Below are 22659 nucleotides of genomic sequence, written 5' to 3'. Positions count from 1 at the left end.
GGCTGCGCTGCGGTGGCTCCCTCGCACCGTGGGATGGTATGCTCTTCACACGCCCAAGACGATTCGGAGGCCCAGGTGCCTAGCTACATCCTAAGCTGCTGCTCGACCGCAGACGTGAACGAGGGCTTCCTCAGGGAGCGCGACATCCGCTACGTCTTCTTCAACTACGAGCTGGACGGCGAGCAGTGCAAGGACGACTTCGGGCAGACCCACTCTCCCGCCGACCTGTTTGCGCGCATGGAGGCAGGCGCCAAGACCCAAACCTCCCAGGTGTCCGTTGGCGACTACATGGCCTTCTGGCGCCCGTTCCTCGCAGGCGGCCAGGACGTGCTCCACGTCACGCTCTCCTCGGGCATCTCGGGCACCCACAACTCGGCCTGCATCGCACGCGACAGGATTGCCCGCGAGTTCCCGGGCCGACGCGTGGTCGTGGTGGACTCGCTGGCCGCCTCGTCCGGCTACGGCCTGCTCATGGACAGGCTTGCCGAGCTGAGGGAGTCTGGCATGGGCCTGGGCGAGCTGGCCGCCTGGGCGGAGAGGCACAAGCGCGAGGTCCAGCACTGGTTCTTCTCGTCTGACCTCTCGTTCTTCATCCGCGGTGGCCGGATCTCCAAGACCGCGGGCTTCTTTGGCCACGTGCTCAGGATATGCCCCGTCATGAACGTGGCGCCGGACGGCTCGCTGGCCGTGTGCGAGAAGATCCGCACCAAGCGCAAGGCCGAGCGCCGCGTGCTGGAGCACATGATCGAGCTTGCCCAAGGCGGCAGCGACTACCAGGGCAAGGTGTTCATAAGCAACTCCGCCTGCCTGGAGGACGCCCGCGACGTCGCCAAGCTAATCGAGGGGCAATTCCGGCATATGGACGGGAGGGTCCGGCACTTCGACATAGGCGCGACCATAGGCTGCCACACCGGCCCTGGCACGGTTGCCACGTTCTTCTGGGGCAGGAGGCGTGCATAGCGAGGGGACAGTGCCACCACGGCGGACCAGCCGAAGGCACCTTGGACGCGAACGGGCGCGATCCCTCGGTATCGCCGTCTGTATCCCATCACCGCTAATTTATGCGTTTCTCTCGCAGAAATGAGAAAATATCCTCATTCTGTTCCGTTAACGGTATGATTCTTGCAGCGAACGGCAGATTTCACCCGCACACCCACCCACACGCAACACGTCGAGAAGGAGCCCCCATGCCCTACAACATCCTTGCCGAGTTCGGGAGTACGGCCCTCATGATCATCTTTGGCGTCGGCGTCCACTGCGACACCGTACTCAAGGGGACCAAATACCAGGGCTCTGGCCACATGTTTGCCATTACGACGTGGTCGTTTGGCATCTCGGTGTGCCTCTTCATCTTTGGCGGCTCCATCTGCATGAACCCCGCCATGGCGCTTGCCCAGTGCATCCTCGGCCTTGTCCCTTGGTCGATGTTCGTCCCGTACGTGATTGCCGAGATGCTCGGCGGCTTTGCGGGTGCCGCCATCGCTTGGTTCATGTACAAGGACGAGTTCGAGGCGTCCGAGGGCGTTGTGGACCCCATCGCACAGCGCAACATCTTCTCGACCAACCCCACCAGGAACAACCTCCCGCACGACTTCTTCTGCGAGGCGCTCTGCACCTTCTTCTTCATCACCGGCATTCTCGCCATTGCGCACTACGCGGGTGATAACCTGCTTCTCTGCGCCATCTGCGTTGGCCTTCTGGTGTGGGCCATTGGCATGGGCATGGGTGGCATCACGGGCTTTGCCATGAACCAGGCCCGCGACCTTGGCCCTCGCATGGCTTACCAGCTGCTTCCCATCAAGAGCAAGTGTGACAACAACTGGAAGTACGGTCTCACCGTCCCCGGCATCGCGCCGTTTGTGGGCGCGGCGGTAGCAGCCCTCTTCGTGCACGGGTTCCTCGGGCTGTTCTAGGGGTTTGGGCCTTGCCGTGCGAGAAGGGCCGGCACAAGGCCCCCAGCAGCAAGCGGGGAGCCACCAACGGCAATGGCTGCGCGCACGGCCTCGGGGTCCGCAACCACACTGCCCGCAACCGCGCTTGCCCCAGCATCGAGAAGCGCCGAGGAGAGCGTGGCTGACGGCCCCACGACGGTCACCCTCGCTCCCCTCGCAAGCTCCAGCAGCCTCGGCATGGTCCGGTTCGTCTCGGCCATGCCGGTGATGAGGGCAAAGTCCGCCTCGGGAAGAACGTACTCGCAGGCGGTGTCCGGAAGGTCGCGCCTGTCTCGCCACTCGCGCTCAAGCACCAGCACGTCCGCCGCCGCCTCAAGCCCTTCCATATGGGGGAAGCGCCCCACCACCACGAGCTGGGCGCGACGTCCGTGCTCCCGCTCGAAGGCAGAGAGCTCTCCCGGCAGCTCGCGAAAAGGGTCGCCACCAGTTGGGCCCCCAACGCGACCCGAGGCGTCACGGACCAAGTCCTCCCTGTTGTACCAGGCATTTATTGCAGCCACACCGAGCGTGGCCACCTCGAGGTCCCATGAGCGCACAAGCGCTCCCACCTCGGCCAGGGACTGCCCGCGCACCCCGCTCAAGCGTTCGCGCCTGCCACCCCGACAGGTGGCCGCCACGCCCATGCCGCACTCCGCCTCGACGTAGCTCCAGTGCGTCCCCAGGCAGGCGTCCCTCACGCAGATGCCAGGCGGAATGGGGGCGAGAAGCCCGTCGTAGAGTGTCCACGCATTTGTCATGTCGTACCTGTTCCCATGCACCGGATCACCCACACGGGTGACCCACCGTCAACCAGACCCACGCCTACAATGGGAAAGCGATCTGCTCCCCCATCTTTGCTCCCCGTCCCTCGTTGGAGGCCACATGCTTGCCATTCTCAGCTCACAGCGTCAGACGGGCAAGACCTGCTGGTTGGAATCCGCCGTGGCAAGGGCGAGCAGGGCGGGCATCCCCACCTATGGCGTCCTTGCGCCCGGACGCTGGCGGCGCCTTCCCACGGGAGCCTTGGAGAAGACGGGCATCGACAACGTCCTGCTTCCGGGCACCATCCGCATCGTCTTTGCCACGGCCGCCGCGAGTGGCTGCGGCTGGGACTTCTCGGATGGGGCCATCGCCCGCGTGAACGAGCACCTCACAGGGCTTCGGTCATGCGCCGCCGCTGCACGCCCAGGGCTTCTTGCAATAGACGAGCTGGGCCCGCTCGAGCTTGTGCGTGGAAAGGGCCTCACCGAGGCGCTGACCCTTCTCGACCTAGGCCCCCAGCCTGCCTGGCCCCATGCCATCGTGGTGGTGAGACCGGAGCTCTGCGACCAGGCCACGCAGCGCTTCTCGGCAGCATGGGGTACGCCTGCGGTTTTTGGGCCCATGCCCAAGGACGCGGATCCTGTGCTTTGCGCCCTCGGGCTGGGTGAGGCCTAGGGAAAACGCCTTGCCCTACTCTCCCTTGGGAAGGGCGCCTGCCAGGATGGTCGTGCACTCCTCGTCGGAGAGGTCGTATCCGTAGAGCGTCTTGAAGTACGAGACGGCCACATCCTTGACGCCCGTCTGGAAGCGGTCGGGGTAGCACAGGCGAGCAAACCACTGCATACCCAGCACCTGGTTGACCGACGGAGGGCTGGAAAGCCAGTTGTAGGGCACACTTGGAACCTGGAAGTAGTTCTGGTCGCGAATCGCGGCAATGCCTGCCCAGGCAGAATCCGACCCCACCGTGTCGTAGATGCTGTCCGGCCCAAAGACGATCATCTCGGGGTCCACGGTAGCGATCTGCTCCAGACTCACCTCCTGGCCCATACCCGAGCCAGATGCCTTTTCGACCTCAATCGCGTTCTCCGCGACAAAATCGATGACGTTGCCCTGGTAGCTACCCTTGGCAATGGCGTTCAGGCCCGAGTCGCCCAGGAGGTAGGCCACCTTGGGCCTATCGGTGTCGGCAAGCGTCGAGACAACCGCGTTTACCTCGTCGTAGGCGTTTCTGCAGTACGCAGAGAGGTCCGAGCACCGCGACTCCTCGCCAAGGAGCCCTCCCAGCTGCTCGTAGACGGAATCGTAGGTGTCAAGCGTTGCCTCCACGTGCACGCAGGCAATGCCGAGCTGCTCCTGGAGGTTGTCCATGTCCTCCACGATGGTGTCCTTCGCCTCGCCCACGTCGATGATGAGGTCGGGTGCGGCATCGGCCACGGACTCCTTGTTGAAGTCACCCTTGCCGCCATAGATCTGGCCAAAGACCGGAAGCTCGACCGCGGCGTCGCCAAACAGCCTCTTCTGGTCGTCGCTGAGCTTGGTGGCCATGCCGCAGAGCTTCGAGGTGTCAACCGTGAGGAGGATCTGCTGGGCCAGGGGACCCGAAGGCGCAACCTTGGCGACCTCAGCCGGAAGCTCGACCGTGCGGCCGCAGGAATCCGTGAAGGTCCGTGTTGACGAGGCCTCTGCGGCAGACCCCACAGAGGAGGACGAGGCGTCATTGGCGCCTGTGGACGCCTGGTTGCCACAGGCGGCAAGCCCCCCGGTGATGCCCAGGCCCAACGCGCATGCAAGCGCTGAGGCAAAGCCCCTTCTCGTCATCTGATGCTGTCGTGTCATGTCAATCGATCTCCCTTCAGCCGTGACGGCTCGCGGCCCTCCCGCGAAGGCGCCGCCGCGGACGAACGCAAACACGAGACGGGGACGCAGGCGCGCGCCCTGTCGCCAAAGAGGGGGCTCACCAGCACGCCCATGCCGTAGAGGCCGCTCACACCCTCCGACGTAACCACCTCGGCAGGACTCCCCACCGCCGCCACCCTCCCGTCCGCAAGCGCGATCACGCTATCGGCGTAGAGGTAGGCCTGCTCGGGCTGGTGCGTGGAGAGAAGCACGGACCGGCCCTCGTCTGCCAGCGAGCGCACCAGCTCGAGCACGCGAGCGGTATTGCCGAAGTCGAGCGCACTCGTGGGCTCGTCCATCACGATGGAGCGGGCGTTTTGCGCCACCGCACGCGCCACGAGCACCAGCTGCTGCTGGCCTCCGGAAAGCCTCGTCACCACGCGATGGGCGAGGTCGGCGATGCCCACGCGCTCGAGGGCGTCCATGGCGCGTTCCTCGTGCTCGCGCCGGGGCGCCCGGAGCATGCCCATGTCTGTCCCGCAGGCCATGAGCACCACGTCGATGGCCTCGTAGTCAAAGGGTGCTGCGTGGGCCTGCGGTATGTAGGCCATCTCGCGCGCTCGCTCGCGCACTGAGAGACGCGCGACGTCGTGGCCGTTGGCCTCGATGCTTCCCCGGTAGTCGTCGCGCAGCCCCAAGACGCAACGGAAGAGCGTGGTCTTGCCTGCGCCATTGGGGCCAAGGACCGCGCCCAGGCAGCCATCGCCAAGGCTGAACGAGACGTCGTGGAGCACCTCTCGCTCGCCGTAGGAAAATGAGAGGTTCGAGACGTTGAAGCTCACGCCAGATGCCCCCTCACTTTTGCCTCCCCTTCGTGATGAGCCACAGGAAAAACGGGGCGCCCACGAATGCCGTGAGGATGCCGATGGGGATCTCCGCCGAGGTGGCAAGACGCGCGACGTCATCCACAACCAGGAGAAACGTGGCACCGAGCAGCATGGATGCGGGAAGGAGGTGTCGGTAGTCCGCCCCAACCAGCCCCCGGGCAAGATGCGGCACGACGAGTCCCACCCAGCCGATGATTCCCGTCACCGAGACGCCTGCTGCCGTCACAAGGGTGGCACAGACGATGGCCAGCGCCCGCACGCGCGGTGCATCCACGCCCATGGAGCGTGCCTCGTCGTCGCCCATGGTGAGGGCGTTGATGCGCCAGCGCAGCGCAAGGAGTCCGGCGTTGCCCGCGAGCATCGGGATGGCGACAAGGATGAGGTCTTGCGTGCGCGCGCTGGTGAGCGATCCCATGAGCCAAAACGTGATGGCCTGCAGCTGGGCGGACGGGTCTGCGACCAGCTTGGTGTAGGAGACGCTCGCCTGGAAAAGCGAGCTCACCATGACACCGGCAAGCACCGTGACCAGCACGCGGTTGCCCTTTGCCACGTGGCTGATGAAAAGCACGACCACGACGGAGAGCATGGAGAACACAAACGCGGAAATCGACGTTGCCAAAGAGCCCGCAGAGAGGAGAATGGCGAGGCAGGCGCCAAAGGCCGCGCCCTGAGACGCGCCCAGGAAGTCGGGGGACACGAGGGGGTTCTGGAAGATTCCCTGGAAGGAGGCACCGGCAGCCGCAAGCGAGCAGCCCACGGCAAGCGCAAGCACCACACGAGGAAGCCGCACGTTAAAGAAGAGCGTCTCCTGCTGCGTGGTCCATTCCCTTGTCAGGGGAAGCACGCGCCCCGCAATCATGCGAAAGACGTCCCCAACGGGTATTTCGAACCTTCCCAAGGCGAGGGAAAGCACCGTAGCCACCAGCATGGCTGCGGCAAGACACCACAGCACGCCGGCAGGATGCGAGCGCACCTCCGACCATCGCATGAAGCTGTACCTTCCTATCCTCGCACGCCCAAGGGCGCATCCTGCGTTATCCATTGGCATGGGCAACGACTGCCATGGTAGCGCTCCGAGGCACCGAGGATGCAAACTATTCGTACTTAGGCAAGACCATTTGTGTGTTCGGAGGGTTACGCCCGATGAGCGGCCGGCGTCGTTGGCGTCAGGGGGCGCGGTTGCACAGCGACTTTCATATGAAAGGGTCCCTACGGCTCCGACCCCCGCGCAAGGTCGAAGAGCCTCCGGTACAGCGCCAGTTCCCCCGGCGTGTCGATACTTGAGCGAAGCTCGACGCTCCCCGCCTGGGAATCCGAGGCAAGAAGCCCTGCCGCCCCGAGGCGGCGGCGGGTCTCTCGAGCCGTGCCCTCTCCCCCGTCGAAGAGTGCGACATCACCCATGACCTCGAGAATCTGGTCGCGAACCAGCGGATAATGCGTGCAGCCCAGCACCACCGAGTCAACCTTGCCACGCCACGGGCCAAGGTAGCGCTCGAGAAGCCCGCGAATCTGCGGTGACCCAGGGTCGCCCTTCTCGATGAGGTCTGCCAGCCCCACGCACGGCACCTCAATGACCTCGGAGTCTGTGCCCCAACGGTCCTCGAGGCGCTGGAACTTGCCCAGGCGAAGCGTTGCCGCCGTGGCCATGACCAAGATGCGCCTGTGCCGCGGCGCAAGCGTCGCCGGCTTGAGCGCCGGCTCCACGCCGATGATGGGGATTCCCGGGTACACCTCGCGAAGGGTCGGTGCCGCAACCGAAGTCGCGGTGTTACAGGCAATGACCAGTGCTTTTGCGCCTTCGTCCACCAATGAGGCAGCGGTGCGCCGCGAGAGCGCGAGGATCTCTTCGGGAGGCTTGTCACCGTAGGGGGCATGTGCGGAGTCGCCAAAGAAGACGAAGCGCTCGTGCGGCAGCTCGGCCACCAGGCGGCTCAGGATGGTAAGGCCGCCCACCCCTGAGTCAAACGCCCCTATGAAGCCGTCCCTCTCTGCGCCCATGCGTGCCTCCCCACGATACCTGCATGGAACCAGTATGCCACTCGCGACGGGTGACGTTGTGGCGTAGAGTTTTTGGCGCTGCGGCCACGAGCGGCCGCGCACGGCCATCCCAAGGAGGATCCATGGGCAACGCAGGCAAGAAGGTCAAGGTGCACTATGTTGGCACCCTCGATGACGGCACCAAGTTCGACTCGTCACGCGACCGCAACGAGCCGCTGGCATTCACGTGCATGGCAGGTCAGATGATCAAGGGCTTTGACGCTGCCGTCAACGAGATGTCCGTAGGCGAGACAAGACGCGTCCACATCCCTGCTGCCGAGGCCTATGGCGAGAGGCGCGAGGGCCTCGTGCAGACGCTTCCCGTCGCCATGATGCCCGGCGCCGAGCAGCTCTCCGTTGGCCAGCACGTGACGCTGTCCTCCCCCACCGGCCACCCCTTCCCTGCCGTGGTCGCAGCCAAGGATGATGCCAACATCACCTTCGACCTCAATCACGAGATGGCTGGCAAGGACCTCAACTTCGAAATCGAGCTGCTCGAGGTCGAGGGGTAGGCCTTCGGCACGACGTCAGGGCCCTCGTCGCGGCACGATACACGCTGGCGCCGAAAGGCCCTTTTCTTATGAGAAGCCCACGACAATCGACCCTCCGGCACCAAGCCGATGCCGGAGGGTCGATTTCCGTCAGGGACCGTGCGCCGGGGAGACACCCCTGGTGCACTCGCCCCCGCGTCTGCGTCCCTACTGCAGCCCAGGAACGTGCGGGATGGTATCGAAGCCCGCTTGGAGCTCCTCGTCGGTAGGGACGTGGTCCTCGAGCTCGCCCTTGTTGTACTTGTCGTAGGCCACCATGTCAAAGTAGCCGGTACCCGTGAGGCCAAAGAGGATGGTCTTCTCCTCGCCCGTCTCGCGGCACCTCTCGGCCTCGCGAATCGCCTGGAGAATGGCGTGCGAGCTCTCGGGTGCGGGCAGGATGGTCTCAAGCTTTGCGAACTTCTCAGCCGCTGCAAACACATCCGTCTGCTTCACGGCAACCGCTTCCATGTAGCCGTCGTGCTTGAGCTTGGAGACGATGGGGCTCATGCCGTGGTAGCGTAGGCCACCGGCGTGGTCGGGGCTGGGGATAAAGCCGTTGCCCAGCGTGTACATCTTGCAGAGCGGGCAGGTCTGGCCCGTATCGGCAAAGTCGTACGCATAGACGCCACGGGTAAGCGTGGGGCAGCTCGTGGGCTCGACGCCAACGAAGCGCGTGTCAGGATGCCTGCCGGTGAGCTTGTCGCGCATGAACGGGGCGATGAGGCCGCCGAAGTTCGAGCCACCGCCACAGCAGCCAATCACGATGTCCGGGTACTCGCCCAGCTCGCGAAGCGCCTCGTAGGATTCGAGCCCGATGATCGACTGGTGCAGGAGCACCTGGTTGAGGACGCTTCCCAGCTGGTAGCGGCCCTTGTTCTGGGGCACGTTGAGCGCACGCTCCACGGCCTCGGAGATGGCAGTGCCGAGAGAACCGGTGCACTCGGGGTCTGCGGCCAAGATCTTCTTGCCAGCCTCCGTAGTGGGTGAGGGCGACGGCGTGATGGTTGCGCCAAAGGTCTGCATCACACTGCGACGGAAGGGCTTCTGCTCGTAGGAGCACTTGACCATGAAGACGTCGAGGTCAAGGCCAAAGTGTGCGGCCGCCTCGGAGAGCGCGGTGCCCCACTGGCCAGCGCCCGTCTCGGTGGTGATGTTGGTGATGCCTTCGGCGTAGGCATAGTACGCCTGCGCCAGCGCAGAGTTCAGCTTGTGCGAGCCAGAGGTGTTGTTGCCCTCAAACTTGTAGTAGATCTTCGCAGGCGTGTCGAGCGCGCGCTCCAGGTTGTACGCACGGCAGAGCGGGCTGGGGCGATACACGCGATACATCTCCATGACCGGCTCGGGAATCTGAAAGTACGGGGTATCGTCGTCGAGCTCCTGCTCGCAGAGGGCGCGAGCAAAGACGGGCGCAATGTCGTCCACTGTGGCAACCTTGCCGTTGGGAAGCCTCATGGGCTCGGGCTTCTCGGGCATGTCGGCACGCAGGTTGTACCACGCGGCGGGAATCTGGTCCTCACGCAGGTAGATGCGGTAGGGATCCTTGGCTGCAGTGTCTTTTGGACTCATGGTGCGCCTTCCTTCCATATGCTTCCTGACAAAGTCGAGCTTGCGTGCCATGGCCTGCGCCGCGCAAAAGAAAAGGACCCCCGGAACATGTCCGAGGGCCCTTGTGCGTGCGTGTGCGCGGATGGCCATCGTCAGTCCGGGAGGGTCTCGGTCCTTGTCCACCACCACGCACCAGCGCACACGCGTGCGCCGAGAAGAGCGATGCCAGCGGAGAGGGACATGGGGGGATTCCTTCCTTGGGGTGACGATGTCAGAGACTCTATCAGATGTTTGTTGCGGCGATGTTACGCCCTTACGCCTCGCCGGGCATCTTCCACGCATGCTGGTCGGTATGCAGCAGCCTCTCCGCGCGCTCGGAGAGAGGCGCGCCCAGGTAGTCTCGGTAGACAGCCTGGATGGAGGGGTTCTCGTGGCTGCGCCGCAGCTTGGCCGTGCGGTCAAGCTCCCACAGCACGTCGCCACGGACACCCGCAAGCTCCTCGCCGTCGTGGATGGGAAGCCCGCCGCCACCGGAGCAGCCGCCCGGACACGCCATGACCTCGACGAAGTCGTAGGAGACCTCGCCGGCCTCGAGTGCATTGAGCAGGCGGTTTGCGTTGCCCAGGCCATTCGCCACGGCAACGCGCAGCGTGGTGCCCGCAATGTCGAAGCTGGCCTCCCTCCAGCCGTCGAGCCCGCGCACGTCCCTGAAGGCCTCGGCGTCGCAATTCTCGCCGCATACCAGATAGTATGCCGTTCGCAGGGCCGCCTCCATAACGCCGCCGGTTGCGCCAAAGATCACGCCGGCGCCCGTGGCCGTGCCAAGCGGCTGGTCAAAGTCGGTCTCGGCAAGCGAGAAGACATCGATGTGCTCGGCGCGAATCATGCGGTCAACCTCACGCGCCGTAAGCGAGACGTCCACGTCGGGGTCCCCGCAGGCATCGTTCATCACGGGTATATCGACCTCGGATTTCTTGGCCAGGCAGGGCATGATCTCCACGCAGAAGATGCGGCGCGGGTCTACACCCAGAAGCTCTGCGTAGTAGCTCTTGGCTATGGCGCCAAACATCTGGCCGGGCGACTTTGAGGTAGAGAGTTGGCCGGTGAAGCGGGGGTGGCGTGCCTTGCAGTAGCGCACCCAGCCGGGGCAGCAGCTCGTGAACATGGGAAACCTCACGCCCTCGGGGTGCCTGAGGTGCTCAACCAGCTCGGAGCCCTCCTCCATGATGGTGAGGTCGGCCGAGAAGTCCGTGTCAAAGACGTAGTCAAAGCCCATGCCCTTGAGCGCGGTCACCAAGCGCTGGGCCGTGGCCTTCTCGCGCGGCAGGCCAAACGGCTCGCCCCAGGCCGCACGCACGGCAGGCGCAACCTGCACCACGACAATCTTGTCGGGGTCTGCCAAGGCATCGAAGGCGCGGTCGGTGTCATCGCGCTCGCGCAGGGCGCCTGTGGGGCAGTGGGTGATGCACTGCCCACAGAGGGCACAGTCCGAGTCCTCGATGAGGCCGCCCCCACGCACGCCCACACAGGTGTGGCTCGAGCGGTTGGTGAGGTCCCAGATGCCCTCGGCCTGGACCTTCTCGCACACCTGAATGCAGCGCAGGCAGTTGATGCACTTGTCATTGTTGCGAATGAGCGGGAAGTCCTGGTTCCACGGCTGGTGAGGCAGGTGCTTGGCGTAGGGCAAGCTCGTGATGCCGAGGTCGTTGGCAACCGTCTGCAGCGCGCAGTTGCCAGAGCGCACGCAGCTCGTGCACTCGGAGTCGTGCTGCGAGAGGAGGAACTCTACGTTGGCCTTGCGAGCCACGCGCACCTTGGGACTGTTGGTGCGCACCACCATGCCGTCAAGCACAGTGTTGTTGCAGGCGGCAACCAGCTGGTCGATGCCCCCGATCTCGACCACGCATGCCCTGCACGCACCTATCTCGTTGATGTCGCGCAGGAAGCACAGGGTTGGAATGTTGATGTCGACAGACTTGGCCGCATCCAAGATGGAGGTGCGCTCCGGAACCGTGGCCTGCTTGCCGTCGATGGTAAGGGTTACCACTGCTCGATCCTCCCTCCACGGAACGCGCCAAAGCCAAAGTGGTCGCACCTCAGGCACCTCGATGCCTCCTGGTGGGCCTCTTCCTCGGTGAGACCGTCCTCGATGAGGTCAAAGTCACGCTTGCGGTCCTCGGCCTCACGCAAGGTCATTTCGCACCTGGCGCAGCTCGTCTTGCCCTTGAACTGCACGGGAGGCAGATCCACGTCGAGTGTGACCTGGTGATTGAAGCCCAGGTAGTTGTCGATGTTGCCTGCGGCCACCTTACCGGCGTTAACGGCACGGATGACCGTGGCGGGACCGCTCTGGCAGTCGCCGCCCGAGAAGACGCCGTCCATGCCGGGCACGACGGAATCCGCCCCCACGTCAATGCGGCCGCGCCTGCATGGCACGCCCTGCTCCTCAAAGGGGCCAGACTCGATGGCCTGGCCAATGGCCACCACCACACGCTCGCAGGGAATGACCTCCTCGGGAGCATCTGCCTCGCGCGGAGCGAAGCGCCCGCGAGAGAGCCCACCGATGATCTGCCGCTGCACGCGCAGGCCGGTCACGTAGCCGCCCTCCGACTCGATGGCGATGGGTGCATGGAGTTCGAGAAGCTCGCAACCCTCGGCCTTGGCACCTGCGATCTCCTCGTCCTGAGCGGTCATGTCGGCAACGCGGCGGCGATAGACGATCGTGACCTTCTTGGCACCCAGGCGAATTGCCGAGCGCGCAACGTCCATGGCCACATTGCCGCCGCCAATCACGCAGACGCGTTCCTGGCTAAAGTCCGGGCGGGCCTCATCACCCAAGGCGCGCAGCATCTCAACCGCGGAGAGCACGCCCACGGAATCTTCGCCAGGAAGCCCCAGCTTGCGGTCGAGGTGCGCGCCAATGGCAAGGTAGACGGCATCGTAGTCTGCACGAAGCGCCGCAAGGTCATCGACCTTGGAGTCACGGTTGACCTTAATCCCGCAGTCCAAGATCCACTTGATCTCGGCGTCAAGGCGCTCGTGCGGCAGGCGGTAATTGGGGATGCCGTAGCGCAGCATGCCGCCCAACTTGTGACGGGCCTCGTAGATGGTGACATCGTGGCCCATGACCGAGAGGTAGTACGCACACGAGAGGCCCGCAGGTCCGCCACCCACAACGGCCACGCGCTTGCCGGTCTTCTCGGCCATGCCAGGGCGGTAGTCCGACTCCATGTGGTCGACGGCATAGCGCTTGAGGCCGCGGATGTTCATAGGGTCGTCCACCATGCCGCGACGGCAGTTCATCTCGCAGGGATGCTCGCACACATAGCCGCAGACCAGGGGCAGTGGGTTGTCCTTGCGGATGAGCCGCACGGCGTCTGCGTAGCGGCGCGCCTCCACCAGGCTGATGTAGCCGGGGATGTCCACACCCGCCGGGCAGCCGGAAACACAGGGCACAAGCTGGCTCTGCGTAAAGCCACAGGCGCGCTTCTGGACGTGGTGCTCGAAGTCGTCGCGGAAGCCGCGGATGGCCGTAAGCGCCATGTCACCGGCCTCGTAGCCAATGGCGCAGTCGGCCGAGAGGTAGATCGTGCGAGCCGTACGCTCGATAAGGTCAAGCGTGTGCTCGTCGGCACGGTTCTCCAGGACGTCGTTCAAGAGGTCCGAGAGCGCTCGCAGCCCAACGCGACAGGGGGTGCACTTACCGCAGCTCTGCGTAGCGCACATGTTGACATATGCCGCGGTGAACTCCACCGGGCAGGGAGCGAGCGAGCTTACCGCAAGGCGCCTTCCCAGTGCCTCGTGCAGGCCGTCCATCACGGCCTGGGCCTCGCTCCGCTCCATCACGTGAAGCCTAGCCATATGTTCCTCTCCTTGTCGTGGACGCCCACCAGGTCCCCACCCGGCAGGGCACATAACGTTTCTAGTCTCACGGTTGACGGGACTCTTTGATTCGCCAATCCGCAAGCGGTACAAAGAAAGGGGTGGACGCGTTGCCCACCCCCTCTACATGGTGTTTTCTTGTCGGTACGCGCACGTGCAGAAGAAGCCAGTGCACGCCAAAATGCGAGAAGACCTATGCGTGCGCGAGTGCCTGCTCAACGTCTGCGACGAGGTCATCGGTACCCTCGATGCCACAGCTCATGCGAACCGTCGCGGGAGAGATGCCGGCTGCAACCAGCTCGTCGTTGGTCATCTGGCGGTGCGTCGAGGACGCTGGGTGCAGACAGCAGCTGCGAGCATCGGCCACATGGGTTTCAATCGCAAAGACGCGCAGCCCGGCCATGAAGCGCTCCGCCGCCTCGCGACCGCCTGCGACCTCAAAGCTCACCACGCCACAGCTGCCGTTGGGCAGGTACTTCTCGGCAAGATCGTGGTACGGGTCTCCCGGAAGATCCGGATAGCGCACAAATGCCACCTTGTCGCTCTTGGAGAGGAACTCCGCGACCGCGCGGGCGTTCTTGCAGTGCTGCGGCACGCGCACATGCAGGCTCTCGAGGCCGAGGTTGAGGTAGAAGGCGTTCTGGGGGCTCTGGATGGAGCCAAAGTCACGCATGAGCTGCGACGTTGCCTTGGTGATGTAGGCCCTCGCCTGGCCGAACTTCTCGGCATAGACAATGCCGTGGTAGGACTCGTCCGGCGTGGTAAGGCCCGGGAAGCGCTCGGCGTTGGCCATCCAGTCAAACTTGCCCGAGTCGACAATGGCACCGCCCACGCCTACGCCATGGCCGTCCATGTACTTGGTGGTGGAGTGGGTCACGATGTCGGCACCCCATTCGATGGGACGGCAGTTGATTGGCGTGGGGAAGGTGTTGTCCACGATGAGGGGCACGCCATGCGCATGTGCAGCGGCGGCGAACCTCTCGATATCGAGGACAGCCAGTGCCGGGTTGGCCACGGTCTCGCCAAAGACGCACGTGGTGTTGGGGCGAAAGGCCGCATCGAGCTCCTCGGGGGTGCAGGTGGGCTCGACGAAGGTGCACTCTATGCCCATCTTGGCCATGGTGTGGGCAAAGAGGTTGAAGGTGCCCCCGTAGATGGTGGAGCTTGCCACCACGTGCCCACCCGCCTCGCAGATGTTGAAGACGGCAAAGAAGTTGGCTGCCTGGCCGGAGCTGGTGAGCATGGCCGCGGTGCCACCCTCGAGCGCAGCGATCTTTGCCGCAACATGGTCGTTCGTGGGGTTCTGGAGGCGGGTGTAGAAGTAGCCCGAATCCTCCAGGTCAAAGAGGCGGCCCATCGCGTCGGAGGTGTCGTACTTGAAGGTGGTGGACTGGATGATGGGCACCTGGCGCGGATCGCCGTTGCCCGGTGTGTAGCCCGCTTGCACGCAGCGGGTCTCGATGCTCATATCGCTCATTGGGTCTCCCGTCTTCCGTTGCCCATGGCACGCCGTGGTGACGCGCCTAGACCATCTCTTCTGGGTGGAACACCTCGTCGAAGCGCTCGGGACTGAGAAAGCCCAGCGCCACGCAGGCGTCGCGCAGACTCATGCCCTCATCGAAAGCCTTGTGAGCCACCTTCGCTGCGTTCTCGTACCCAATGTAGGGGTTGAGGCAGGTAACCAGCATGAGGGAACGGTGCAGGTTCTCGTCCATGCGTTCCCGAATCGCAACAATGCCCGAGGCGCAGCGCGCATCGAAGGAGCGAATGGCATCCGAGAGGAGCCTCGTGGACTGCAGGAAGTCGTGCGCAATGACCGGCATGAAGACGTTGAGCTCGAAGTTGCCCTGGCTCGCCGCAAAGCCAATGGTGGCGTCGTTGCCCATGACCTGCACGGCAACCATGGTCACCGCCTCGCACTGCGTGGGGTTGACCTTGCCGGGCATGATGGAGCTTCCCGGCTCGTTAGCGGGGATGCGTATCTCTCCCAGGCCACAGCGCGGGCCCGATGCCAGCCAGCGTACGTCGTTGGCGATCTTCATCATGCCGGCGGCCAGCGTGCGCACCGCCCCATGCGCAAACGAGACAGCATCCTTGCCAGAAAGTGCCGCGAACTTGTTTGGCGCCGAGACAAACGGCATGTCCGTGAGGCGAGCCACCTCGGCGGCGACAGCCGTGCCGAATCCCACGGGCGCGTTGAGGCCAGTGCCCACCGCAGTCCCGCCAAGGGCCAGCCGATACAGCCCCGGCAGCGCAGCCAAGAGTTGCTCGCGGGAATCCTCGAGGAGGCCACGCCAGCCAGAGACCTCCTGGGAGAAGGCGATGGGCACAGCGTCCTGCAGGTGGGTGCGGCCGCACTTCACGATGCCCGCGCTTCTCTCCTCTAGGTCGCGCAGTGTAGCGATGAGCCGGTCAATCGCGGGGACGAGGTCCTGCGTGATGGCCATGGCCGCAGCGATGTGGAGCGCTGTGGGGAAGGTGTCGTTGGAGCTCTGGCTCATGTTCACGGTGTCGTTGGGGTGCAGGCGCCGCTCGCCGGCAAGGGCGTTGCCGCGATTGGCAATGACCTCGTTCACGTTCATGTTGGACTGCGTGCCCGACCCCGTCTGCCAGACCACCAGCGGGAACTGGTCGTCGAACTTGCCGGCGAGAATCTCGTCAGCCGCCTGGGCAATAAGGTTGGCGTCCTTCTCGTCCAGGCGGCCCAGCGACGCATTTGCCAGGGCGGCCGCCTTCTTGAGCACTGCGAACGCATGGATTATCTCGCACGGCATGCGCTCGGTGCCTATGGGGAAGTTCTCGTGGCTTCGCTGGGTCTGGGCGCCCCACAGGGCATCCGCGGGGACCAGCACCTCCCCCATCGAGTCATGCTCGCAGCGATACTCCATGCGCTGATGCCTCCTATTCTGCGGGCCCCTCGGAAGAGGCGTCATCGGGCATGTCGGCCGGCACGCTATCGGCAACCTCGGTTTTGGACCCGACGTCAGCCGTCGCGGACTCGGACTCGGCATCGGCCTCGGGCTCCTCGGCGGCCTCGCGGCGCCTCATGCCCGACACGATGGCCGAGACGACCTCGCTCTGGTCGCGCCCGGCCACACCAAGGTCGGCACGCACGCCGCGGAAGCGAGGGCTGTGGCGGAACTCGTCGGCAAGGGAGGCGTTGGTGCGGGCGTTGCAAAGGGCTCCCAGGTCACGCTGAATCTCGTCCATGTACTGGCTCATCTGAGCGCGCTCGTCGCCCAACACCACGCCCAGGCGATTGGCAACGTAGTGGAGCTCCTTGGCGTCGCGGCGGGCGTCGTAGACGGCGTTGGGACTAGAGAGGTCAAGCCCAAAGAGCGCCTGGTCGAGGGTGTCAAGCTCCTCGTCAAAGCGGGACTTCAGGTCGTTCTCGCCCAAGCCGTGCGCAAGCACGGACTTCTTCCAGCGAAAGCGTGAGAGATCCTCCACCAGGGCACCGAGCTTCTTGGCCAGCCCCTTCTTGCGCACCAGCTCCATGAACGAGCTGCACTCGAGCTTGCGCTCGTGAGCGCAGGCAACGGGAAGCAGGCTGTTCTCGCCCAGCTCGCCCGACTCCACAAGGTCATCGACGGTCTGGGAGAAGATGTCGATACCGCGCAGGCGCGCGGTGGTGTCAAGGAGGTTGCGCAGGACCTTGTCGGCACGCTCTGCCTGCTTCTTTGGCTCCCAGGGAGAGAGGAACGAGACGAGCGAGCGAAGCCTGCGCACGTCCATGCGGAAGTCGCGGAGAGCATCGACGTCATCTGGGTTGTTGAAGAAGGACTCGGCGCCGGCAGAAAGCTCGCCGGCAGATGCGATGACCTCGCCCTCGATGGAGACGAGCGAACCCCAGGCGCTGGACTTGGGGCCGTCGACAAACCAGAGGGGCGATGCGGGCGTTGGCAAGGCTGGCACCTCCGCCGCCTCGCCCGTGGGAGCGGACGGCCGTGGCAGCTCGATGGCAAGCGCGGCACCCTTGCTGAGCTTGATGGGAGAGCCCAGAAGCTGCGTTGCAATGGTGTCGAGCGAGGGAACGTGGCCAACGACCACCACGGTATTCTCGGGCGTGGTAGCAAGTTGCGCGAGAATGGCGTCTGCGTCCTGGTCATAGAGGGTCTGGTCGACCTCAATGCCGTCGACACCCAAGGCGGTTGCGACCACCTGTGCCGTCTGCATGGCCCGAATCGCGGGACTCGACCATACGTTCACGTCGTCATAGTCATCGAGCAGCGAGAACGTGCGCGGGTACGCAATCTCGAGGGCGTGCCTGCCGTCTGGCGTGAGCTCGCGGCAAAGGTCCGACGAGCCATCCCGTGCATTCTCAGCCTTGCCGTGCCGTACGAGAACAAGGGTCCTGACCATGAGATAACCTCCGCAGATGCAACGCTTACACCTACATGAATGCCAACCAACAGCGTGGGCTCTCCCCGCCCATGAGGCTTTAGCATAGCAGTCTGCCGTGGCATTGGCGTTAACTGGCGGGCTCGGCGGTCGACCGACGGGGACAGACGCGATTCGCCTGCTTGGCTCAAAGCGCACAGATGGATAACATAACGGTGGTCCTGCATTTTAACGATTGGGAAACCACCCAAAACGCAGTTTTGCTATCATAAAGGCGCAATCTTGAGCAAAAAATGAGGGGAGCGGTCAAATGAATCGGGAAACGGTAACCGCGCACAGCAAGAACCTCGGCAAGGACATGAGCATCCGCGTCTATGGAGAGTCCGGATGGCCCATCATCGCATTTCCCATCCAGGATGCCATGAGCGACTGCTACGAGCAGTTCGGTATGGTCGACGCGATGAAAGACTACCTCGAGAGCGGAAAGGCACAACTCTTTGTCCTCGATTCTGTCGACGCTGAGGGCTGGTCGGACCGCGGGGGCGACAACATCCTGCGCGTCAAGGTGATTGAGGCCTTCTACAACTACGTGTGCGAGGAGGTCGTCCCCTTCGTGCACGAGCGCAATGGCTCAGACCTGCGCCCGCTTACGATGGGCTGCTCGCTGGGCGCCACCCACGCACTCGTGGCGTTCCTGCGTCGCCCGGACCTCTTCCAGGGCGTCATCGCGCTCTCCGGTGGCTACGACGCGCAGTTCTTCTTCGGCGACTGGATGAACACCACTCTATACTTCAACTCCCCTGTGCACTTCCTGCCCAACACGCCGCACGACCATCCCTACATTGGTCTCTACAACAGGCGCGAGATCGTGCTGTGCTGTGGCCAGGGCGCCTGGGAGGAAGAGGGCCTGCGCACCGAGCACATCGTGGATGACGCCTTCCGCGCACTGGGCGTGAACGCCTGGTGCGACTACTGGGGCTCCGACGTCGACCATGACTGGCCGTGGTGGCAGAAGCAAATCCAGTACTTCCTCCCCTACGTACTCGATGAGGCTGAGAAGTACCGCGCCGAGGAGGTTGCCGAGGCCGCCAAGAACACCCCGGCAAAGCCCCTGACTGAGAAGAAGCCTGCAGGCACCAAGGCCACGCGCACGTCTCGCGCAAAGACGACGGGCACCGCAAGGAAGGCACCTGCCGCAAAGGCGGAGCCCAGGACCGCAAAGGCATCTGCAGCCAAGGCTGAGCCCAAGGCGACAAGCAAGGCAGCCCCCAAGTCTGCGGCCAAAAAGGCCGAACCCAAGGCTTCCGCTGCGACTGCAAAGGCCAAGGCTGCCGAGGCGAAGCCCGCTGCGAAGGCCGCACCCAAGGCGACTGCCAAGCCTGCGGCCAAGAAGCCTGCTATCGCGAAGGCCAAGCCCGAACCCAAGGCCACTGCCGCCGCGAAGGCTGAGCCCAAGGCCCCTGCGACTGCAAAGGCCAAGGCTGCTCCCAAGGCCAAGGCTGCAGCCACCAAGCCTGCCGAGGAAAAGCCTGCAGCCGCAACCAAGGCTCCCGCGAAGAAGACAACGCGCACGCGCAAGTCGACTCACTAGCGGCACGGATCAAAGCACATACGAGGCGAGGCTGGGGCCACCCCCGCCTCGCCTTTCTTGTATGTCTCGTCGTCGCCCTTCTGGGCCTCGCGCAGGCCCGTTTGGCAAAAGTTCGTTGTTGTGAGTACGCACAATGTAGGATTTCTGACAAAGTGGCCCTTCCCTGGGGCCAGCCTGGCAGAAAAGTAAGGTCTAGCGTACGCACAACTATCATTTTCTGACGAGGCTCCTGCGTTTGCCCAGTTGGTCGCCTGAGCCGTGTCAGAACTTGAGGGTTGTGGGTACGCATGACCCTCAAGTTCTGCCAGATTGGCTCTCCCGGGGCCGTCCATTGGCGAGAAAGTCCAGATATGCGTACGCACGAACCCCATCCTTTGCCCGAAGGCCCGTCCGGCATGCCCCTACGACGAACTCCACACGCAGTATTGCTCATACTCGATGTTGGACCCCACCTGCCGCGCGTTTACGCGCACCGAAAGGCTCCCGTCAGCAGGGACCTCGCACGTAACTGTGGCGTTGGGACTCCAGTCCTGCAGCACGCTGGTCACGTTGCCGCCCTCATCACACAGGCAAAACTGGTACTCCACCTGCACACTCGTACCCGTGTACGGCGTTGCCTCCAACGTAGCCACACCGTTTTCCACCGACCCGTCAAGCGTCACGGCCGATATGTAGTCAATGGACGCCAGGTAGTCCGACCAGTCCTCGTACGAGTAGGACATCTCCGATGCGTCCTCACCGGCATCAAGCTGCTGGAGATACTCCGCAAACACCGCAGAGAACTCCTCTGCCCCCGCAGCATTGAGGTGCTCGCCGTCCCCGAAGTCCTCGGCTGTAGGTGCATAGTGGCTGCGCTTCAGGAGGTTGGCGTCGAGAAACACGCAACCCGAAGACTCGACCAGGTTGCGCATCCTTGTCATCTGCTCAGGGTACGCATTGCCATAGTTGAGCACGTTGAACGCCGGCCGCGGCGTGACCACAACCACGAGCTGCACGTTATTCTCGCGGCACAGGTCGATGATTTTCTGCATCATGGCCATGTTGTCATCGGTGAAGTCCCCAATCGGGTGGCTCGTGGTAGACATGAGGGACTTTGCCTTGGTCGTGTCGAGCAGGTATTCGTAGTTGCCGTATCCCTTGCCAACGTAGGAATAGGCCGGCTCACGTACCTCTGCGGCATCTATTGGCGTCATGGTCATACGCTGCTCAATATTGCTGGCAATACCGCTGAGTCCGCCTTTCACGTGCAGGATCGTCCACGGGAAGAGAAGGTCGAGGCATTTTGCATCGAAGAAGAACTCGGGGTCCGTAAGCATGCCCGCATAGTCGCAAAGCGCCTTGGGCAGCGACTCGTAGCTGGCCTTGGCCTGGATGTAGCTGACACTGGAGTTATCCCCAGCCCCAAGCGACATGGTCTCGTAGTCAAGTCCCAAAATCACGCGGCTCACCTTGTGGTCCGCGATGGCCTCGCTCACGGCCAGATAGCTTAGCGAGAGCGGCTGGGCTGGCGACGCAAGCGTAAAGGAGCTCGTGCCCAGCTCATCATCCAGGACATTGGGGTCGAAGGAGCGCTGCGCCGTGGAAGAGCCAACGATCACGGCATCTATGTCCTGATCGGCGGCCGCACTGTACTCCGACCACACGACCTCGCTCAGAGAGCCGTACGGAAAGAGCGCATAGGTGAGAAGGACGTCTATGCCCACGACAATGGCAACCACCACGAGGGTCTCGACGATGCGCCTCAATGCGCTGCGCGGCCCTTGGGGGGCGTGTTCCTCCGTTTTTCTCGATGACACCGAAGACCCTCCTCTGGCATGCGTGGCTGGCACCAAAACATGGCACCCCAGCCTAGTGCGGCATCCGCTGCATGCAGTAGCGCTCGTAGTCCGCGGTCGAGCCCACCTGCCGCGCGCACACCATGACCTGGCCCCGAGCCCCGTCTGGCACCTCGCAGCTGTCCGAGCTGCTCCAGTCCTGGACGACCGTCTTGCTGCCATCCTCGCCAACGAGCAGGAACTGGTACTCGACCTGGACGTCCGTGCCCGTGTAGGCTTGGGCGGTAACCGTGGCAGAGCCATTGTCGCCCACGTCAAGTCTCGAGACCACGGCAGAGATCTGGTGAATGGAGGCCAGGTATTGGTCCCAATGGTCGTAGGAGTACGAGAGTGACCCTTCGTCCTTTCCCGCATCGAGCCCCTGGAGGATGCTCGCAAACGCCTGCGAGAAGCGGGCGGCTCCGTCGTGGTTCAGGTGCTCGCCGTCACCAAAGTCTGTGTCCTGGGGGGCGTATACCTCGGAGCGCAGGAGGCTGGCGTCCACAAAGGTGGCCCCGTTCTTCTCGACTACCTGCTGTAGCCGCGACATCTGCTCGGGGTACGCATCGCCGTAGGCAAGCACATTGAAGGCCGGGCGCGGCGTGGCCACGACCACGAGCTCAACGCCATTCTCGCGGCAGAGCTGGGCAATGTTGGCCACCTGATCGAGGCAGGTCTGCTTGAACTCGCTGAAGCCATGAATGGACACAGAGGCGTCCTCGTGTGCGCGAGAGTAGTCGATGACGTTGTCGTAGTTGCCGTATCCCTTGCCGTAGTAGGTCCAGCCTCCGTTTACCACCCGCGCCGCCGCGAGGGTATCGTCGCCGCTCAGGCGCTCGCGCACGTTTGCAGCGATACTCTCGCGGTTGAGCTTCACGTGGTTGTACCCCCAGGGGAAGAGCGCACACAGTGAGTCCGACCTGCCGACGAACGCGGGGCTCACGAGGAGCTCCCAGTAGTCCGCCACGGCCTGGGGGAGGGGCTCGCCATCCATCTTGGCACGGGCGAAGGCCACGTGCGAGCCGGCCCAGTTGTCATACGAGAGGGACTCGTAGTCCACGCCTAGAATCACCCGACGCACGTGGTGGTCCTCGATGGCCTGCCTGGCCGCGGTGTAGGAGTCGTCGAGCGGCTGGGCGGGCGTTGCCATCGAGAAGGTGCTGGTGCCAAGCGCCGCGTCGAGGACGCCCGGGTCGAGGGCGCGCTGGGCGGTCGAGGAGCCCACCACCACGGTGTCGATGCCCTCCCCCGCCGCGCGGTACTCCTTCCACATGACGCTCGAGAGCGAGCCGTACTGCTCGAGGGCAAACGAGCAGATCGCATCCACCGCCACAATGACGACAAGCACAACGAGCGTCTCCACGACTTTCCTGCGCAGGCTGCGTGGGACAGGGGTGCCGGAAGTTGGGCTGCCGCCATCGGCAATAGGGATCTCTTCAGCACGTTTCTCGCTAGAAGTTCGCATACATGAACCCCCCGGAGGCGTTCTGGGTGAGGAAG

General features: G+C 63.9%; 18 protein-coding genes. 5 read left to right on the top strand and 13 right to left on the bottom strand.

Translation table 11 applies throughout. The features are described 5' to 3' along the window. The first annotated feature begins 75 nt into the window (after positions 1-75). The gene (locus tag ACO59D_RS10165; RefSeq protein ID WP_485126877.1) at positions 76-960 is read left to right on the top strand and encodes a DegV family protein; all 885 of its coding nucleotides are present in this window, start codon (positions 76-78) and stop codon (positions 958-960) included. 227 nt (positions 961-1187) lie between these two features. Next, complete coding sequence (larD, locus tag ACO59D_RS10160) at positions 1188-1913, top strand: D/L-lactic acid transporter LarD (protein WP_130810895.1); 726 nt, start codon at positions 1188-1190, stop codon at positions 1911-1913. On the opposite strand, the gene ACO59D_RS10155 is transcribed toward larD, so the two are convergent. Then, positions 1910-2689, bottom strand: a complete 780-nt coding sequence (locus tag ACO59D_RS10155; RefSeq protein ID WP_485126876.1) for a Rossmann-like domain-containing protein — start codon at positions 2687-2689, stop codon at positions 1910-1912. The two genes, larD and ACO59D_RS10155, sit on opposite strands and share 4 nt — an antisense overlap. Before the next feature lie 124 nt (positions 2690-2813). Between ACO59D_RS10155 and ACO59D_RS10150 the strand changes: the two genes are divergently transcribed. After that, the gene (locus ACO59D_RS10150) at positions 2814-3368 is read left to right on the top strand and encodes a hypothetical protein (protein ID WP_485126875.1); all 555 of its coding nucleotides are present in this window, start codon (positions 2814-2816) and stop codon (positions 3366-3368) included. A gap of 15 nt (positions 3369-3383) precedes the next feature. On the opposite strand, the gene ACO59D_RS10145 is transcribed toward ACO59D_RS10150, so the two are convergent. The 4 genes from ACO59D_RS10145 to murI all read right to left on the bottom strand — a co-directional run bounded on the left by ACO59D_RS10145 (position 3384) and on the right by murI (position 7414). Further along, on the bottom strand, positions 3384-4529 hold the full coding sequence (locus tag ACO59D_RS10145) for an ABC transporter substrate-binding protein (protein ID WP_485126874.1): 1146 nt from the start codon (positions 4527-4529) through the stop codon (positions 3384-3386). Further along, entirely contained in the window at positions 4526-5371 is an 846-nt protein-coding gene (locus ACO59D_RS10140; protein ID WP_485126873.1) for an ABC transporter ATP-binding protein, read from the bottom strand. The genes ACO59D_RS10145 and ACO59D_RS10140 overlap by 4 nt, the downstream gene beginning before the upstream one ends. Positions 5372-5384: 13 nt before the next feature. Continuing rightward, positions 5385-6404, bottom strand: a complete 1020-nt coding sequence (locus ACO59D_RS10135) for a FecCD family ABC transporter permease (RefSeq protein WP_242622090.1) — start codon at positions 6402-6404, stop codon at positions 5385-5387. 221 nt (positions 6405-6625) lie between these two features. Next, the gene (gene murI / locus ACO59D_RS10130) at positions 6626-7414 is read right to left on the bottom strand and encodes a glutamate racemase (protein ID WP_485126872.1); all 789 of its coding nucleotides are present in this window, start codon (positions 7412-7414) and stop codon (positions 6626-6628) included. Positions 7415-7536: 122 nt separating this feature from the next. On the opposite strand from murI, the gene ACO59D_RS10125 reads away from it, so the two are divergent. Then, the gene (locus tag ACO59D_RS10125) at positions 7537-7965 is read left to right on the top strand and encodes an FKBP-type peptidyl-prolyl cis-trans isomerase (RefSeq protein WP_485126871.1); all 429 of its coding nucleotides are present in this window, start codon (positions 7537-7539) and stop codon (positions 7963-7965) included. Positions 7966-8151: 186 nt separating this feature from the next. Here ACO59D_RS10125 and ACO59D_RS10120 read toward each other — a convergent pair whose 3' ends face one another. The 6 genes from ACO59D_RS10120 to ACO59D_RS10095 all read right to left on the bottom strand — a co-directional run bounded on the left by ACO59D_RS10120 (position 8152) and on the right by ACO59D_RS10095 (position 17775). After that, the gene (locus tag ACO59D_RS10120; protein WP_485126870.1) at positions 8152-9552 is read right to left on the bottom strand and encodes a TrpB-like pyridoxal phosphate-dependent enzyme; all 1401 of its coding nucleotides are present in this window, start codon (positions 9550-9552) and stop codon (positions 8152-8154) included. A 292-nt stretch (positions 9553-9844) separates the two neighbouring features. Next, on the bottom strand, positions 9845-11578 hold the full coding sequence (locus ACO59D_RS10115) for a [FeFe] hydrogenase, group A (protein WP_485126869.1): 1734 nt from the start codon (positions 11576-11578) through the stop codon (positions 9845-9847). Next, complete coding sequence (locus ACO59D_RS10110; RefSeq protein WP_130810915.1) at positions 11572-13392, bottom strand: NAD(P)-binding protein; 1821 nt, start codon at positions 13390-13392, stop codon at positions 11572-11574. The genes ACO59D_RS10115 and ACO59D_RS10110 overlap by 7 nt, the downstream gene beginning before the upstream one ends. 214 nt (positions 13393-13606) lie before the next feature. Continuing rightward, positions 13607-14890 (bottom strand): O-acetylhomoserine aminocarboxypropyltransferase/cysteine synthase family protein, encoded by a 1284-nt coding sequence (locus ACO59D_RS10105; protein ID WP_485126868.1) that lies wholly within the window; start codon positions 14888-14890, stop codon positions 13607-13609. A gap of 46 nt (positions 14891-14936) precedes the next feature. After that, positions 14937-16301 (bottom strand): class II fumarate hydratase, encoded by a 1365-nt coding sequence (gene fumC / locus ACO59D_RS10100; RefSeq protein WP_485126867.1) that lies wholly within the window; start codon positions 16299-16301, stop codon positions 14937-14939. Between the two features lie 13 nt (positions 16302-16314). Next, entirely contained in the window at positions 16315-17775 is a 1461-nt protein-coding gene (locus ACO59D_RS10095; RefSeq protein ID WP_485126866.1) for a CHAD domain-containing protein, read from the bottom strand. Positions 17776-18064: 289 nt separating this feature from the next. On the opposite strand from ACO59D_RS10095, the gene ACO59D_RS10090 reads away from it, so the two are divergent. Next, positions 18065-19345 (top strand): alpha/beta hydrolase-fold protein, encoded by a 1281-nt coding sequence (locus tag ACO59D_RS10090; RefSeq protein WP_485126865.1) that lies wholly within the window; start codon positions 18065-18067, stop codon positions 19343-19345. A gap of 401 nt (positions 19346-19746) precedes the next feature. Here the strand turns inward: ACO59D_RS10090 and ACO59D_RS10085 are convergent, their stop codons facing one another. Continuing rightward, positions 19747-21141: an SGNH/GDSL hydrolase family protein gene (locus ACO59D_RS10085; protein WP_485126864.1), complete on the bottom strand. Its 1395-nt coding sequence runs from the start codon at positions 21139-21141 to the stop codon at positions 19747-19749. Positions 21142-21193: 52 nt separating this feature from the next. Next, entirely contained in the window at positions 21194-22624 is a 1431-nt protein-coding gene (locus ACO59D_RS10080; protein WP_485126863.1) for an SGNH/GDSL hydrolase family protein, read from the bottom strand. Between the last annotated feature and the right edge of the window lie 35 nt (positions 22625-22659).

It is taken from the genome of Tractidigestivibacter sp. (assembly GCF_057241865.1).
This window is presented reverse-complemented; position numbering and strand designations above follow the sequence as displayed.